We start from the raw sequence: 15,800 nt of genomic DNA on the forward strand, positions 1-15,800 counted from the left end.
AAAAATTTTGAGTGGTTATCTTTTTTAATAAAGTAATTTCAGATAAAAATTTTTCTAAAGTAAATTGAGGAGCAGTTTTTAGGGTATTATTTTTCATTTCTATAAGAGTATTTTCGATGATACGCAGAGAGGTTGTTGTTTTTTTTATAATTTGATCATATTTAAAGATAGCCTCTTCTTTTCCTTCATAATATTCTTTAGTAAAAGTTTCAGCAGTTGTATCTAACCGTACAGCTACAATATTTTTTTCTTCTACATTTTTGTGTAAAATTTTTAAATATTTGTTTAATTGCACTAAACTTAAGTTTTGCATTGTCTTTTCTTTTTGGATTTTTTTCTTTTTTGTCTTATTTGATTTAATTTGTTCTTGAATACAAAAATTATATTTTTTTCTCTTTGATAAAGTTGGTAGTTCTTCAAGAAGTTGAATTTTTTTGTGAACATCGTTTACTTGCTTTGACAATGTATCAATTTTTTTTCTCGAAAGTATTTTTTTCTTTAACGAATTTGTTATTAAAAGTGTTTTTTTTTGAATTTTAGATAAATTATCTTCTAAATCTTTGGCTTTTTTTTCATTAAGTTCTTTTTCTTCTGATAATTGCAAGTGTAGTGAATGATTTTTATCATTAATTTCTTTTAAAGATTTTGTTAATGTTATAATTGTGTTGTTTTTAAGCGCTAATGCTATCTGCATTTCTTGCGTTTTTGCTGAAGGATTGCTTTTATCCAGCTCAGAGAGCTTTTTTATCTGATTTTTATTTTGATTTAATAAATCATTAAGTTGAATAAGTTTTATTTGTAAAGTATTTATTATTTCATTAGACTGCTCTATTTGTATGCTTAAGGTATCTCTCTCTGTAATAATAAGAGCTAAGTTTTGATGTAGATCTTCTTCTGCTTTAGATGTGTGAATAGATATTGTTTGTAATTGATTTTTCCATCTCAGCCCTAATTCTTTAGCATTTTTAATCTTAGATGTTATCAATGCTAGTTGCTCTGTGGGGGAAACATAATCTTTTTTTGAGTGCCCCCCATAAGTTAAATGGGCGACTGTCTTGATTAATGAGAATAAACGCATTAATAACATATAAATGCTAGAAACCAGCATAATAACCCCTAGCGTAATTGTTAAAGAACTCAGGGCTACATGAACTGCTGTAAAAGGAAGTGATAATAAAAGAAGAAGGCCAGTGATAATTATCAAAATGCTCATAACAAATATTGTAATTGCCATACATTTCTCTAAAAAAAATTGAGATAAAAACAATGATGGTGGTTGTCGTTCATTATTATTTATGTGACAACAATTAATAAAAAAAGTCATGAGATTTATTTAAAATTAAGTATTTTTGAATTAAAAAAAAAGAATCAATTTATATTATTTATATAAATCAGTTCATTGTTTTAAAAGGTGACAAGATCATCATCCAAGGGTCGCTGTTTCTTTACTTCTTGCTCTAATTTTTCTAAACGCTGTTCTAATTTAACCCATTCTTTAGGTTCTGGAACTAAACTATTGTTTAGTTCTAGAAGTTGCTCTTCTGCAACTAAATATTGGGTTTGTAACGTAGTTATATCTTTTAGTAGACTCATCAACTCGAGTTCTAATGTATAAGTTAATTTTTGATCAGAAGTTAACTGAATTAATACATCATTTAATTCTTTAGACGCCATCTTATAAGCAGCCTCAGCTCTTATTGTAGCTTCTTTTTTTTCTATAAGAGTCTGTATTAAAGTGGTTAATTGTTTTAATGATAAATATTTTTTTTGAATAAAATTTTCTGTATCAAGAAGACCATCCATAGATTTTTTTGCTGCAAAAATATTTTCTATTTGTTCTTCTGTTAATATAATAGTACCAGATGAACCTTTTTTACCTATTGTTAATAGTTTATGGCATTGAGAAAGTGAATCAGTAGAAATTAGTAGTTCTTGATTAAGCTGTTCTTCATCTTGTATAAAAGTATTTAGTACAACTTCCATAAGACTTTCGTTTATCATAGTACTATTAGTATCTAAAAGTTCCTCTAAAAATATCATTGTAGTCATTGCTTTTTCAATTTCTTGATTATAAGATTGTAATTTTAGGCATTCAATTTGATTTTCTAATTTTTTTAATACAGGTAATGCTTCCAGAGTCATGGAGACATAATTATCTTTTGCCTCTATGTGTAATTTTGTTTTGTCTTCTAAAATTTTATTAAGTTCAATGCTTAAAGTAATTTGTTTAAAATCATCATCATTAAAATTTTGTTTCAATTTTTGGAGCTTTGACGTTATAGCTTCTTTTTTTTGCATATTTTCCATATGCACTTCTGGGTAAAAATTAGAAAATTGCTTTGTAAGATCATCTATTTTTTTTTGTATTTGGAAATTATGTTTTCTTCTTTTAACTAAAGTGTTTAGTTGTTCTGTTAATGTGAGTCGATCAAGCGCTTTACTGAGTTGACCTGATAAAAGGTCTTCTTCTTTTTTTAAATTGAGATGTAGTTGTTGTTGTTCAGATAGCTTTGTAGCAAGCGTCTCTTGTTCTTTTTCTGCCAAAAAAATAGTATTTTCTAATTCTTGAATTTTTGTTTGTGCTGTTATTTGTAAATTCTCTAATGAAGACATGTATTCTTTTAAAGTTTTTTCAGCATCATATAATTGATTTGTTAAATTTACTATTTCTTGATCCTGATCTTCTATTTTTTTTTCTAAAATCATTATTTGTTTATTAAGAAACACTTCAGCTTCTAGAGAGCTTGTTATTAATTCTAATTCACTTTCTTGAAGTAATTTTTTAAATAAAATATTTTCTTCATTCAGTTGCATGATTGTCTTTTCAGCGAGACTTAGCTTTTCTTTTAACTCTACAATCATTTTTTCATTATTTTTTATATCTTCTTCTAATGCATCTTGCTTATGCGATGTATTCATATGAAGATCTTTTAATTCATTTTTCAGTTGAACTTCTAGAGCATTCGCAGCATTGAACTCACAGGTTAAAGATTGTATTGTTTTTTCAAAATCAATACCTTCTTGTTTTGTTGTGTATAACATAGCTTCTTGCTGATGAGAAGATAGATCATCCATAATTTTTGGTAAAAAACATCGGCATAACATAGATATTCCTAAAGCTATCACGCCTATGCCTGAAGTTATTGTTACTGCGCTAAGAATTGTATGTGTTAAAACAGGTGGAAATAATGATAATAAAAGGGCTCCTGTAATTATTAGTAAAAGACCAATAACGATGGTTGTAACTGCCAGTGTTCTTTGTGTTTGTTTTTGAGATTTACTTAATTCTTCATGTGTTTGGGTCTTTTTGGTTTGAACACAACTTCTTATGATATCGCAATTCACACATACTCCAGGATTATAATAAATTTGCTTCTGGTAAATTAGGAAAGACTAATTAAAATTGGTTAAGAAGCTAAAGAAAAAAAAATTTAACACTGATTCTATTAAAAAACAAAAAGAACAATGACCATAAGCTCTTGTCAAGATTTATTTTTTTAATATAAAAAAACTCAATGCACTTATTATTTGCTGCATATGGAGAAAATTACATAAAAAGTGATTAGAAAAAAAATAAAAGCATTTTTCTTAGCATAATATCCATGGTTAAAAGGGATGATAAATCCTTTTTTTTAAATTTGTCTAGATATCATCTTTATATATAAGACTCTCTAAGTTTTTTAAAATCCATGGTTTAGGTCATACGAAATTTTATATTTTCAAGAGAATATTGTGATTGTCTACGTGGAAATATTGCTAGATGTAGTGAATTATTTAGGATCTTATCTAATTTATGCTGTTTTTGATCATGCATCCATTTACATAACAAAGCTATACTTAAGGCGCTGATAGCCACTCCTACTGCTATAGCCATTGAACTATAGGTTATTGATAGGATATTTAATGGTAACAATAATAATAAAAGAATACCTGTTACTATTAACAACATACCTATGATAACAGAAGTAATGGCAACCCTTTTTTTATATTGCGAGGGGGTATCACTAGGTCTATCTTTTAGTTGAGATATGGGTGGTTGAAAACCATCATTAATGATACTGCAAGTCATATAAACTCCTAATTTTATAATTTTTTAATAATGTGAAAATAGCTATCTAATTATTGATCTAGACCAGATAAAGAAACTAAAAGTCAAAAAAAAATTTATCATCAATTCTATTAAAAAACCAAAAAAAATAATGAAAGTTACCCTTGAAAAAAGGAGGAGATAGGACTTCATAAACATGTGAAAAAATGATGATGTTTTTTATAAGGATGATCTTACGCTCAGGCCTTGAATAGATTTGTTTGTTAAAGGTGAGTAATAAAAATATAGGCTCTCAGTAAATTCAAGATGATTCATAAGGTTGTCTAATGTGAGTAAAAAAAAATGTATGAAATGTAAGATATTTGTTAGATAATAAATTTGCTAAACTACTTATTCCACCAACAGACTTAGCTTTAATTCTTTGTCTTTCCATTCTTGTAGTATTGGAGCATACATGTTATTAATCTGAGATATTTCTAGATCTACTGTGAGGGATACTTGCTTCTTTGATAATTTTCTGAATGATATGATTTTCTTTACCTATACTTGTGTAACTTAGATAATTGTTCCTGATTTAGGAATTTTATTTTTTTGGATTCAAGAAAGTTGTAAGGAAGATTTTTTTGTTGTTGTACAGATTCTTTCAGCTTATTTAATTCTTCTTGTAATAAAAATTTTTGCTCCTTTTTAATTTCTAATTGTTGTTCTAAAGATAACTCTATGTCAGATGAAGTGTTCTGATTATCAATGATTTGACCCATAGTTATGCTAGCCATTTTTTTTAATAAATGCTTATTCCCACTACCGCTATCATGATACCTGAGATAGTTATTAAAGCACTGTAGGTAATATGAGAAAGTGTAAAAGGAAAGAGGGATAAAAGTAAGGAGCTTGGAACGATTAATAAAATGCTGATTACAAAAGTCATAATCACTAAGGTTTTTTGATAATGAATCTGAAGGTTAACCTGTGTTCTTTTTCTTGGAATGATCTCTTGTCTTGAGTAACGATTAATAATACCGCGGGTCATGTAACCTCTTAGTTTTATAATTATTTCTAATATTCAAAAAATAAAAATATGCCTTCATATATCAAAAAAATATTTTATGAAAGGGCTAAAAATTAAAAATTTTTACATTCATTTTATTAAAACAACAGTATTCGAATCTTTTTAGTACTTAATAATTTTCAATGATTCATTGATTTACTTTATTTTGAAAAAATAAAGTTTATATTTTTATTGATTTAATATAAGTAATCAAAATAAACACCTATCTCATTGTAAATTAAGGAAAATTTTATGAAATTAAAGCATAAAATAAAATTATTTTTGAATGGTATTGTTCTTAAATGGCAGAACAAAAAAGAAGTCAGAATAAAAGCCATTTCATCAAATACTGATGATGATGCAGTAAGTTTTGGATTATTACGTAATTTATTAGATCGCTTTTCTGAAGAAAGTTTAAAATTTTATAAGACTGCTTTTTTATCTCTGTCAGGAGGCCTTATGCTGGGTAATATTGATATGGGAAAAAAAGGCATCATAACAGGCTTATTACCTCCTTATAATCTTACTGACGCAGTAAATCTTGCATTTTTACAATCAACATTATCAAATATTACACCTTTTTCTTTAGGAGTTTTGCCATTATCTGGGGGAACCATGCAAGGTTCTATTAATATGAGTCAAAAAGGTACTATTACAGGCCTAAAAAATCCATTATCTGCCAGTGATGCCATAACATTAGGTTTTGCTCAAGCTAATTACATCTCTATTTTAGGCAGTAGAGTCCAGGGAAACTTAGATATGGGTGGTAATAAAACAATCACAGGATTGTCAGATCCTGTAATGCCTACTGATGCAGTTAATTTAAAAACCTGTAATCTTCTATTACAAAATTTTATCAATTCACCTAAAGGTTTTCTTTCAGTTAATGGAGGATTAATGAAAGGCCATATTGATATGGGTAACATAGGAAGAATTCAAGGTCTGGTAGATCCAATTATTGATACAGATGCTGCTTCTCTCAAGACAGTTAAGATGATGATAGCAGGAGTAACAATAACTTCATTAAGAGGCCTTTCTATTAAAGGAGGAGTACTAGAAGGGTCCTTGGGTATGGGAGGTAATATTCTTTATGATCTTGCAGACCCAGTAGAACGAAGAGATGCCGTTAATCTTCAATATTTTAATAAAATCATCTCTAATATTTCATCTCAAGGGCTAGCTGCATTATCTCTTAAAGGTGGTAAAATGGCAGGGCCTATTGATATGAACGCTGAGAGAATTTCGGGATTAAGAGAACCAGCAGAAGAATGTGATGCAGTTAATTTCATGGTTCTTAAAAAACATATAGCTATGATTTCAGCAGATTCTGTAGGTGCTATTAATTGTTCAGGAGGCTCATTACAAGGAAATTTAGATTTTAATGGTAAATACACAGTTACAGGAATATGTTATCCAAAAAATCCTTTAGACAGTGTTAACCTTGCTTTTATAAAAGAGTATTTTCTCCCTTTAAGTGGGGGAGTAATGAGTGGTTCATTGTTATTTAATGGCTCTACAACTATACAAGGATTGGCAAATCCTATCATGCCTCAAGACGCTGTTAATCTAGAAACTCTCATTAAATACATCAAAGACTTAAATCCCTTGTCATTAGGGGTTTTATCTCTATCAGGAGGTCTTCTTTCAGGGCCACTTTCAATGGGGCATAGCCAGAGAATTCAAGATCTTGCTGATCCTCAAAAAGATGAGGATGCGGTTAATTTGCGTTCTTTAAGGCGTTTGATGGACTCCATTACTGCTCAATCCATAGGCGCTTTATCTTCTTTTGGGGGAGTTATGAGTGGCTCTATTAATATGAAAAATAATTATACTGTTTCAGGTTTAAAAGATCCTAATACTGCTACAGATGCAGTCAATCTATCTTATCTCAATAAAATTATTGCAGCTGTTGAAGCTCGTTTTTTAGATAGATTTTCTATTAATGAAAAAATAATGACAAGTCCTATAAATATGTCAGGAATTTATATGATTACAGGACTACCAGATGCTATCCAACCACAAGATGCTGTAAATCTTAATACTCTTAATAGAAAAATCACTGAAATGATTACATTTTCTAATGATAATTTACGCCTTACAGGTGGAATTATGGAAGGATCTATTGATATGGGCTTCAGTAATACGATTACTGGATTAATAGATCCTAAAAATTTTAGCGATGCTGTGAATTTAAGGACTTTAGATGCACGGTTAGCGGTTATTACAGTTCAATCATTAGGGGCTTTATCAATTACAGGAGGAGTAATGAAAGGGTCTATTGATATGGATGGAAATGGATCTATTACAGGTTTATCTCAACCAGTATCTCTTTTAGATGCTGTGAATCTTAAAACATTGAATGAGCGATTAGATGCTATTACACCTGTTTCTTTAGGAGTTCTTAGTCTTTCTGGTGGGACTATGAGTGGAGATATAGATATGGGTAATTATGCAAAAATTACAGGAGTTGCGAATCCTTCTCTAGAAAATGATGTTGTGAATTTACAAACATTAAAAAGATTCTTAGGGATTGCTAATCATTTAGATGGAGGTTTTCTTTCTCTGAATGGAGGAATAATGAAAGGATCTATTGATATGGAAGGAAAGGGTATTATTACAGGGTTACAAAATCCGATACATTCATCAGATGCTGTTAATTTATCTTATATGGAAGCTCAATCTAAAATAAGATTTTTTCTTTCAAGAATGCAGCTTGTAGTCGCTGAAAAATATAATTATCCTTGGTCAGGTAAGGCATGTTCATCATGGAACCCTTATCCAATTAATGCTATTTTTCGGAGTTTTATAGCTCCTGAGGTTATGAAGTATCAAGGAGCTGATCTATATCTTATTGGTAATCTCGGTATGGATTTACATCTTATTCTTACAGGATGTACCCAATTTCAAATTTTTGGATTTGTAATTCCTGATATGGAAGGCATAAAAGGATCTGTATCTTTAAATATGATAGAAGAAGATCAGTCTTACATAGTGGGGGCATCTTCTTTTAGCAATGAAGGATATTTTAGTTTTTCTTCATCATGTTTTTCCTTACAAGCGCCTATGTTTAATTTATGTAATGATGCTGCATTAATCCATAATTTTCGATTAGCTAGACTACAGTGGAGCTTATCTATTTTTTAAAAGATCTATTTTTCATTATATTTTAAGAACGATCATATTCTATTTGTAAAGAGATTAGCTTTGCCGAAGAAATAGTTTCAGGTCCATAAAATTGAATAGGACCAGGATAGCGATATAATGTTTCATTGGAGTTATTTGCTACTAGGTTATTTTTCATCGCAATAAATGCAGGTCCTTTGAGATCAATAGAAAAGGTTTCTATAGTAGGAATAAAGGTGTTATCCTCATTTTTTTTCAATGTAATAATATCTTTCAAGGAAATTCCTTGTAAAATCCAATCAGCTACAGGTTTATGTAGTTGTGTAACGTTAGCAAGATAGCCTGTTTTTTCATTTTGGATTAATAAAGCTGCCATAATACCTAAAGCAGATCCATATTCCGCATCAAAGACAGAGGGAGCTGCTGCTCTAGCTTGATAGCCAAGTGAATGCACAAAAGGTTTATAATCATCTAAAGAAATTTGTTTTTTAGATAAAATATCTTCAATGATTAAAGAAAGCCACTCTTCTATAGGAATAGCCGAAAGATCAACATTACCACAGGAATCTTTGTTTGTTAATAAGGGGATATGAATCTCTTCAGGCAATGCTTTAATAGCTCTCATCAGTGGGGGAGATAATGCATCTGGAGATTTGTTAAGCGCTGTAATTAATGGTTTTAAATCACTTAAATGCTCGATTAGTCCATCCGGAATTAGAATAACACCATAGTGCTTTCCCTGTTTAGCTTTATGTATAATTTTTTCAGAAATTAACCCTGCTAGATCGTAAATGTTAAGATTTTGAGAAGCAACTTCTTCAGCTATTACAACAACATCAGGATAGGTTTGAAGGGCACATTCTAATACTATATGAGATGCATCTTGGCCCATTAAGCGAATAAAATGCCAGTATTTTCCAGAAGAAACAGCATCTCTAGCAATATTCCCAATAATTTCAGAACATGTTTTACAAGCAGTATCAAAGCCTAAGGGCAAGGTCATAATATTATTTTTAAGATCTCCATCAATTGTTTTAGGAACTCCTACAACAGTGATTTTAATCTTATTATCCAAAAACATTTTATTTAATGATGCCATGTGAATTAATGAATATTTCCCTCCTAGAACTACTAAACCATTTAATTTTAATCTTAAAATGGTTTTTTCTATTTGGTCATATTCATTTAAAGAACATTGTTTTTTGCGACCAGCAATAATTAAATCACTTTTTTTCCCAGCATAATAATCTTTTATATCCTTATCTTGAAGTTCTTCATAATATCCATCAATTAATCCATTAAATCCGCCTGAAAAGCATATTAAAACACTATCTGGATGAATAGATTTTAACATTTGAAATAGGCCAATAATAACATTATTAACCCCAGGAGCTTCTCGACCTGCGAGTAAAATGCCAACAGATAAGGCTTTAGGGGGAAGGGAAGATTTTTTGTTTATATCTGCATAAAGTATGTTGTTTTCGTCTTCAATAGAGAAGAAAGGTTGATTGTGAGAAAGATTTTCTGATTCATGGTTTAATTTATGAATAGGGCGAAGTAAAGCGTTAAAAAAACTGCCTATGTTATTAAAAAAAAAAGAACCATACGAATGATTATAAGATTCATAAGTCATAAAGCTGAGTTTCTCTTTGCTGATTTTTCAGCTTTTAAAGATTCTGATAGCGTAGGCTTTTCATAAGATCCATCCTGCTTAAATAATTGCAAAGGGCCAGGAAAATTATAAAGATCTTGTTCTTTACAAAGTCTTTCTTTGTCTTTAAAGAGTTTAAAAGGAGCTCCTTGCGTATCTGTTAAATATTTGCTAATAAATGGCTTTGGTTCGCCATCTTTATCATTAACCATATCAATCATAGCTGTTAATGGAATCCCTGTTGGTTGCCACTTTTCTGGAGATTCATGTAAGTGGGTTAAAGAGCCTAAATAACCATTTAATTGATGAATAATGAGGCCTACGCCTGTCAAACCTAAGGCATAACAATAAGTATTATCAAAAGGTGTTGGTGTACAACAACGTCCTTCGTAGCCTAAAAAATGAGATACTGGTTCAAATATCTCTTTCATAGAATGTTGCTGTAATTCTTGTTGAACTAAATGAATAAATAATTTTTCTACTGCAATTTTTGATAACCATACCTGACCATAGCTATCACGATCGTACAACAGTTGATGTTCTATTTTTTTAGGAAACAGATCTAATAATTTACGAGAATTTTCTGATAAGTATTCTTTAAATCCAATTTTACCAATCATTGATAAATTCATGATCTCTTTAACTAAACAATCTACTTCAGGAATAAATTCTATAATTCCTTCAGGGATTAAAATTAAGCCATAGTGTTTTCCTTGCTTATCTCTTTTTAGAATCATTTGAGTGATAGATTTAATAAGATCTTGCAAAGAAAGGTTTTTCTGAAAAGCTTCCTCTCCTATGAGAGCAATATTAGGAGAGGTCTTTAATGCGCATTCTAAAATAATATGAGAAGCTGCTCGGCCCATTAATTTTACAAAATGATAATTTTTTTTAGTGGAAACAATATCATGAGCAATATTTCCAATAGCAGTAGCATAAAATGAAGATGCTGAGTCAAATCCAAAAGAAGCTTCTAGTAATTCATGTCTAAGATCGCCATCAATAGTTTTAGGAATTCCAACAACTGTAATAGGGGAATGATTGGCAGCAAAATATTCAGCTAAAATAGCTGTTCCTGTGTTAGAGCCCTCTCCTCCAACTATTACTAAGCCATCTAATTTTATCTTCATAGCATTTTTTAAAATGAGAGCGCAAGTTTCAGGGGTACCAAGTTGCTTTCGTGCTGATCCTAGAAAATCAAAACCACCAAGATTTCGGTAATAATTTAACATTTCTTTTTGAATTTCTAAAAAAGACTGATTAATAAGACCAATTCCACCTTCTAAAAATCCAAACAAACGACTCTCAGATGAATATTGTTTCATTCCATCAAAAAGACCAGCTAACACATTATGGCCTCCAGGGGCAGGGCCGCCTGAAAATAATACACCAATACGCAGAGGTTTTGTAGAGGTTTTTTCATGATTAGATTGATAAAATTGAGCTACTTTTTGTGAAATTGTGTATGGAAAAACATTTTTTAATAGTTCATTATGTTGGGATCTGTGCTCTACTTTGTCTATATATTTTATATCTAATCGAGAAAATTTTTCAAAAATTGTTGGGTATATAGGTTTGTAAGTTGTTAGGAAGCTTTCTAATGGAGAAAGTTGCGGAAAAGCAGGCATTCCTATGTAACCTTTTAGTTATGGAAATACAGAAAAATAATTGATAGTTCTATTGCACAGCAATTTCATAATGACTGTTGGATGAGCAATAGATGGTGTTTTTTACAGCTTATTACACCACATTGTCAATGAATAATCTTCATAATCATTGCACTAATTGTCTAATAAAGAGCCTTTTTTTGAAATGATAGTGTAAATTATGCATTTTAAATCAGCGTATATTTATCTATATTTTTTTTGTTTTAATTTTTTCATGTCTTTTAACAAGATAATTGATTTTGTTTAAGAAATAGTCTTTTCTTATTAAATAATAAGCATTATCTCGTTCATTATCTTGCTTCAATCTATTTATTAACATACACAAATTAATAAATAAATTAATTATTTATTAATAAATAAAAACAAATAGTAAATTTTAAATGCCTATTAATATTAATTAGTATTTTAATATAATTGAAATTGTATATAAAAATGAGTTAATATGAGTAATAGTCATATAGGGCCTTCTGCATCTAAAACCCCATCTCTACAATCAAAACACAGCTACAATTATCGTTCAGGCATGCTGAAAAAACCATTTGCATCATTGAATTTTGGTATGCAAGCACTTAGGTTGATAGGGGGCACTATATCAACTCTTATATTAGGTCCTATAGCAGCAGTAGGTATGTGTTTATGGTGTGTAGGAAAAACATGGATAAGCATGTGTAAGTACTTGGTAGAAAGAAACATTGAAAATTTTTCTATTATGAAAAAAAATTTTCAAGAAATGAGTCGATGGATGCCATTGATAATACCTGGTTTAGCGGCTGTTGGGTTTTTATTAGATTCATATCAACGTATTATTAAATTTAACAACAAAGAAATTACATGAGTGATTGTTATTTAGATCCTTATAAAAATTCCTCATCAGAAATTAAGCCAGTTGAAAAAAACATATTCTTTCAAACCTTTGGAGAATGCTTAACCACAACATTTGCAATGATAGCGTTGTTTTTTGCTGGTCCTATTATGGCGTTTGGAGCTTCTTTATGGACTTTGGGTAATATGTGTCTAAATGGATTTAAGTTGTTGAAAACAGAAAATCAAGATTTTCTGCGCTCCATAAAATTAAGCGCTAAGCAAGTGGTTATATGGTTAGTTTGGTTAATTCCTGGAATAGCATCTCTATCATATTTAAAACAGCAAATTTTAAAACATAGTAATTCAATGGTCTCTGTAAAAGAAAATCGTTTAATAACTGTTGCTAAACGAGGAGCCGCATTAACTGCTTCTGTCACTGTAAGCGCTATATTAGGACCAGCCTGGGGATTACTTGCTTCAACTTGGTACCTAGGAAAGACAGGAGCAAGTATAGCTAAACATTTTAAGATAGATCATTCTAAAGAAAATTCCAAAAAATCTAAGGAAAAGGCAACTAAAAGTTTTTTTGAATCAAAAAAGGTAAATTATAATATACATCAATTGGGTAAATGGTTTGCTTGGGTTATCCCTGGAGTAGCTCCAATATCTCTTTTATTAAAAGCTATTAATGATAGAACTTTAACAAAACAATAGTTGTTTTTTTATCTATTAATTAAAAAGTGTTATTTAAATTAATTTTAATTATTATAAAATAATATTATATTTTTTAAAAAAATGAGCGTTTATTTTATGAGCATGGGCCCTATTAGAAGTCATAGAGATATTCCAGAAACTCCTTCAAATTCGCTTTCAATATCGAAAAAAGTAGCGATGGGAACACTGATAACAGTAACGAGTTTGCTAACTTTAGTAACAGGACCTATAAGAGCTTCAGGATGGGCTATGTGGTATTTAGGCAGGACTTGTACAAATGGAGTTCAATATCTTCATGCAATAGCTACAACACCATCAAAAAGCAAATTAGATGCAATGGAACCTCATCAAAGTCGTCAAGCCCAAGAAAAGCATAAAGAAAAAGTTATACAATCTCGCGAAAAGCTAATATCATCTGCAAAAGAATTGGGTAAAGCTATTCTATTCATGATCCCTGGGGTTGCTAGTATAGCAATATTAAAAACAAATTTAAGCTACAAATTAACCAAAAAATAATAAATAATGAGCATTATGGGTGATAATTCTATTAATCCTTTTAGGTCTTCTCCAGAATTTAATGATAAAAGCAATAAAGCTGAATCAGTTGGTGTAGTGATTTCTGCGGTTATTTCTATGATTGCTATGCCTATATTTGCTTTGGGAGCGTCTTTGTGGTATCTAGGAAAAACTTGTGTAAAAGGATTCCATCATCTCAAAATGGCATCTCATAGGCCTTCAAAGAAGGCGATATCACAGTCTTCACCTGAAGAAATATATGCATTAAGAAATAATTATAACATAAGTAAAGAACATTCTCTTGATGAGCTGAATGTTGCTGCGAAAAATTTAGGTAAATGGGCTGCCAGTATCATTCCTGGATATGCTGCTGTAGTTATTCTAAAAAAACATTTTAAAAAATAATTTTTTTTTTCTGAAAACACCAATCTATTTTTATTATAAAAATTAAAAAATTTTAATAAAAGATAAGATAAACTAAATTCTTGCTTACAAGTTATAGAATTATCAAAAAATTAGTTGAAACTGTTACATTTATGATAGTAGAATTAGAAGCAATATTAAAAATAAATACTCGATCTTAATTTCTATGAGTAATACCTCTATACATTCTTTTACATCTGCTTCTCCAACACCTGCACCTGTTTCTATAGGAAATAAAATGTCACAGGCAGCTCTTTTAAGTATATTTACGCTAATTAGTTTGGTTACTATACCTATATTTTCTTTGGTAGCATCTTTGTGGTACTTAGGCAAAATTTGCATGAAAGGCTTTATGCATTTAGAAATAATAGGACACAGACAATCAAAAAAAAAATTTGATGAAATGTCTTTTACAGAAAAATTTCTAGTAAGAAAAAAGCATAAAAAAAATAGATTAGCATCGATTAAAGAACTTAGGGCTGCTGCACAAAAATTAGCTAAATGGACAGCTTATATGATACCTGGAGTTGCTGCTACAGTTATGCTTAAAAATCAGTTTAAAATTAAAAAAAAGAGAGAGTTTAGATAATTTCTTTAATAAAATTTATATTTTACAAAGCACTCATTCAATGTTATAGAAAAAGATTATAATTTTATCTAAAGGATTAATCATGGCGCATAAAAAATCAAATAAAATTGCTGCTAAGTTTAATAAAGCGTTGCTAGAATTTAGAGCAACTCTTCCTTTTAAGCCATCTATTGGCTCAATAGTCGTTGGATTATTATTTGGTCCACTTATAGCTTTTGTTGCGCTCATCACCTTGTTGATAAAGGCGTTATGCCATTCAATTTCTCTTTCATTTTTAAAAAAATCTCAAAATATTAAAGCTCCACCACCTTTACAAGAACATCCTCATATAATGGGCCAAATTGATCAAATAGAAAAAACACAAACTCATTTTTTAAAATGGTTATTACGAATCATTCCTGGATTTTATGGGGTTCAAATGTTAGAGAAAAGAATAAAAATAAATAAAAATGCTAAAAGAAATTGAAAACAAAAAGTTTAATAGGGGACAGCACCCAATATGATCAAAAACTTGAATTTGTATTAGGGTTAATTCCTGGCATTTTTTCAGGCATGTATATATACTATATCTAATGAGAGAAAAAAAAGGGCTTAGTTATAGTAATATGCTAGCCAATGGTTCTATTAGTTTCTAAAAACATATTATAAATAATGATTTCTTCTATTTTATATGGAGGTGTTAAAGAACCTCCAAAATTATCAAATAAAGCTAAAACAACTTTAGTGTTCATTGATCTAATTTTTTCTCCCATTTCTGTTCCAGTAATGCTTATTGTTACACTAGTAACTAACATTTTTTTACTGGTTATTAATGTTTTTAAAGTCTTAATTCATTTAATAACGAATCCAAAATGCAGTTTATGTCTGGACTATCCTGGTTATAAAGATTCTGGTTGCAAGGGAGTGATATTGAATAAATGGCATGTTATTGAAATATTAACTCATAATCCAGCAAAATGGTTGTTTGTAGTTCCTGGAATTTTTACTATTTTTAAGATTGTTGTGATTGCAGAGGCTGCACGTCAAAAATCGCCAATACCAGATTTATTCATAAATACCCAAATTCCAGTCTTCTATTATCAATTTGAAGATGAAGGTGATGATTCCTAGAAGGAAGTTTTTTTCATATTTATTTTTCTCCCAATTTTTATTAACATCTCCAATCCAGCTCTTTAATCTAATCACAAACGCAACATAATATACATTATCAGACCTTG

15 protein-coding genes are annotated in these 15,800 nt (G+C 29.9%); 8 read left to right on the forward strand and 7 right to left on the reverse strand.

Going from position 1 to position 15,800, the window contains the following annotated elements:
- The 5 genes from CLAVI_RS04215 to CLAVI_RS04235 all read right to left on the reverse strand — a co-directional run.
- The coding region (locus CLAVI_RS04215; protein WP_194844350.1) for a hypothetical protein at window positions 1-1,324 on the reverse strand (1,324 nt) is incomplete at its 3' end.
- Between the two features lie 80 nt (window positions 1,325-1,404).
- A complete protein-coding gene (locus tag CLAVI_RS04220; protein ID WP_194844351.1) occupies window positions 1,405-3,345 on the reverse strand; it encodes a hypothetical protein in 1,941 nt (646 codons plus the stop codon).
- 349 nt (window positions 3,346-3,694) lie between these two features.
- On the reverse strand, window positions 3,695-4,069 hold the full coding sequence (locus CLAVI_RS04225) for a hypothetical protein (protein WP_194844352.1): 375 nt from the start codon (window positions 4,067-4,069) through the stop codon (window positions 3,695-3,697).
- A 515-nt stretch (window positions 4,070-4,584) separates the two neighbouring features.
- A complete protein-coding gene (locus CLAVI_RS04230; protein WP_194844353.1) occupies window positions 4,585-4,824 on the reverse strand; it encodes a hypothetical protein in 240 nt (79 codons plus the stop codon).
- Window positions 4,825-4,829: 5 nt separating this feature from the next.
- Window positions 4,830-5,078, reverse strand: coding sequence for a hypothetical protein (locus CLAVI_RS04235; RefSeq protein ID WP_194844354.1), 249 nt, complete (start codon window positions 5,076-5,078; stop codon window positions 4,830-4,832).
- A gap of 270 nt (window positions 5,079-5,348) precedes the next feature.
- Between CLAVI_RS04235 and CLAVI_RS04240 the strand changes: the two genes are divergently transcribed.
- Window positions 5,349-8,240 carry a hypothetical protein gene (locus CLAVI_RS04240; protein WP_194844355.1) on the forward strand — a complete coding sequence of 964 codons (2,892 nt, stop codon included), beginning with the start codon at window positions 5,349-5,351 and terminating at the stop codon, window positions 8,238-8,240.
- A gap of 22 nt (window positions 8,241-8,262) precedes the next feature.
- Here CLAVI_RS04240 and CLAVI_RS04245 read toward each other — a convergent pair whose 3' ends face one another.
- Together CLAVI_RS04245 and CLAVI_RS04250 are read right to left on the reverse strand one after the other, a co-directional pair.
- Window positions 8,263-9,852 (reverse strand): diphosphate--fructose-6-phosphate 1-phosphotransferase, encoded by a 1,590-nt coding sequence (locus CLAVI_RS04245; protein ID WP_194844356.1) that lies wholly within the window; start codon window positions 9,850-9,852, stop codon window positions 8,263-8,265.
- On the reverse strand, window positions 9,849-11,498 hold the full coding sequence (locus CLAVI_RS04250; protein ID WP_194844357.1) for a diphosphate--fructose-6-phosphate 1-phosphotransferase: 1,650 nt from the start codon (window positions 11,496-11,498) through the stop codon (window positions 9,849-9,851). The genes CLAVI_RS04245 and CLAVI_RS04250 overlap by 4 nt, the downstream gene beginning before the upstream one ends.
- 481 nt (window positions 11,499-11,979) lie before the next feature.
- Here CLAVI_RS04250 and CLAVI_RS04255 point away from each other — a divergent pair, with 481 nt between their 5' ends.
- From CLAVI_RS04255 to CLAVI_RS04285, 7 genes are all read left to right on the forward strand, one after another.
- Complete coding sequence (locus CLAVI_RS04255; RefSeq protein WP_194844358.1) at window positions 11,980-12,372, forward strand: hypothetical protein; 393 nt, start codon at window positions 11,980-11,982, stop codon at window positions 12,370-12,372.
- Window positions 12,369-13,055: a hypothetical protein gene (locus tag CLAVI_RS04260; protein WP_194844359.1), complete on the forward strand. Its 687-nt coding sequence runs from the start codon at window positions 12,369-12,371 to the stop codon at window positions 13,053-13,055. The genes CLAVI_RS04255 and CLAVI_RS04260 overlap by 4 nt, the downstream gene beginning before the upstream one ends.
- A 96-nt stretch (window positions 13,056-13,151) precedes the next feature.
- Complete coding sequence (locus tag CLAVI_RS04265; RefSeq protein ID WP_194844360.1) at window positions 13,152-13,571, forward strand: hypothetical protein; 420 nt, start codon at window positions 13,152-13,154, stop codon at window positions 13,569-13,571.
- Between the two features lie 15 nt (window positions 13,572-13,586).
- Entirely contained in the window at window positions 13,587-13,976 is a 390-nt protein-coding gene (locus CLAVI_RS04270) for a hypothetical protein (RefSeq protein WP_194844361.1), read from the forward strand.
- Window positions 13,977-14,160: 184 nt separating this feature from the next.
- Window positions 14,161-14,583 carry a hypothetical protein gene (locus tag CLAVI_RS04275; protein ID WP_194844362.1) on the forward strand — a complete coding sequence of 141 codons (423 nt, stop codon included), beginning with the start codon at window positions 14,161-14,163 and terminating at the stop codon, window positions 14,581-14,583.
- A gap of 82 nt (window positions 14,584-14,665) precedes the next feature.
- On the forward strand, window positions 14,666-15,049 hold the full coding sequence (locus CLAVI_RS04280) for a hypothetical protein (RefSeq protein ID WP_194844363.1): 384 nt from the start codon (window positions 14,666-14,668) through the stop codon (window positions 15,047-15,049).
- A gap of 185 nt (window positions 15,050-15,234) precedes the next feature.
- On the forward strand, window positions 15,235-15,693 hold the full coding sequence (locus CLAVI_RS04285; protein ID WP_194844364.1) for a hypothetical protein: 459 nt from the start codon (window positions 15,235-15,237) through the stop codon (window positions 15,691-15,693).
- Window positions 15,694-15,800: the final 107 nt, after the last annotated feature.

It is taken from the genome of Candidatus Clavichlamydia salmonicola, assembly GCF_015356765.1.
Taxonomy (GTDB): Bacteria; Chlamydiota; Chlamydiia; order Chlamydiales; family Chlamydiaceae; genus Clavichlamydia; species Clavichlamydia salmonicola.

What these genes read in the sequence shown, in the direction of transcription:
- CLAVI_RS04225 (WP_194844352.1), bottom strand. Translation starts at nt 4,069, where the DNA reads ATGACTTGCAGTATCATTAATGATGGTTTTCAACCACCCATATCTCAA.
- CLAVI_RS04230 (WP_194844353.1), bottom strand. Translation starts at nt 4,824, where the DNA reads ATGGCTAGCATAACTATGGGTCAAATCATTGATAATCAGAACACTTCA.
- CLAVI_RS04235 (WP_194844354.1), bottom strand. Translation starts at nt 5,078, where the DNA reads ATGACCCGCGGTATTATTAATCGTTACTCAAGACAAGAGATCATTCCA.
- CLAVI_RS04240 (WP_194844355.1), top strand. Translation starts at nt 5,349, where the DNA reads ATGAAATTAAAGCATAAAATAAAATTATTTTTGAATGGTATTGTTCTT.
- CLAVI_RS04245 (WP_194844356.1), bottom strand. Translation starts at nt 9,852, where the DNA reads ATGACTTATGAATCTTATAATCATTCGTATGGTTCTTTTTTTTTTAAT.
- CLAVI_RS04250 (WP_194844357.1), bottom strand. Translation starts at nt 11,498, where the DNA reads ATGCCTGCTTTTCCGCAACTTTCTCCATTAGAAAGCTTCCTAACAACT.
- CLAVI_RS04255 (WP_194844358.1), top strand. Translation starts at nt 11,980, where the DNA reads ATGAGTAATAGTCATATAGGGCCTTCTGCATCTAAAACCCCATCTCTA.
- CLAVI_RS04260 (WP_194844359.1), top strand. Translation starts at nt 12,369, where the DNA reads ATGAGTGATTGTTATTTAGATCCTTATAAAAATTCCTCATCAGAAATT.
- CLAVI_RS04265 (WP_194844360.1), top strand. Translation starts at nt 13,152, where the DNA reads ATGAGCATGGGCCCTATTAGAAGTCATAGAGATATTCCAGAAACTCCT.
- CLAVI_RS04270 (WP_194844361.1), top strand. Translation starts at nt 13,587, where the DNA reads ATGGGTGATAATTCTATTAATCCTTTTAGGTCTTCTCCAGAATTTAAT.
- CLAVI_RS04275 (WP_194844362.1), top strand. Translation starts at nt 14,161, where the DNA reads ATGAGTAATACCTCTATACATTCTTTTACATCTGCTTCTCCAACACCT.
- CLAVI_RS04280 (WP_194844363.1), top strand. Translation starts at nt 14,666, where the DNA reads ATGGCGCATAAAAAATCAAATAAAATTGCTGCTAAGTTTAATAAAGCG.
- CLAVI_RS04285 (WP_194844364.1), top strand. Translation starts at nt 15,235, where the DNA reads ATGATTTCTTCTATTTTATATGGAGGTGTTAAAGAACCTCCAAAATTA.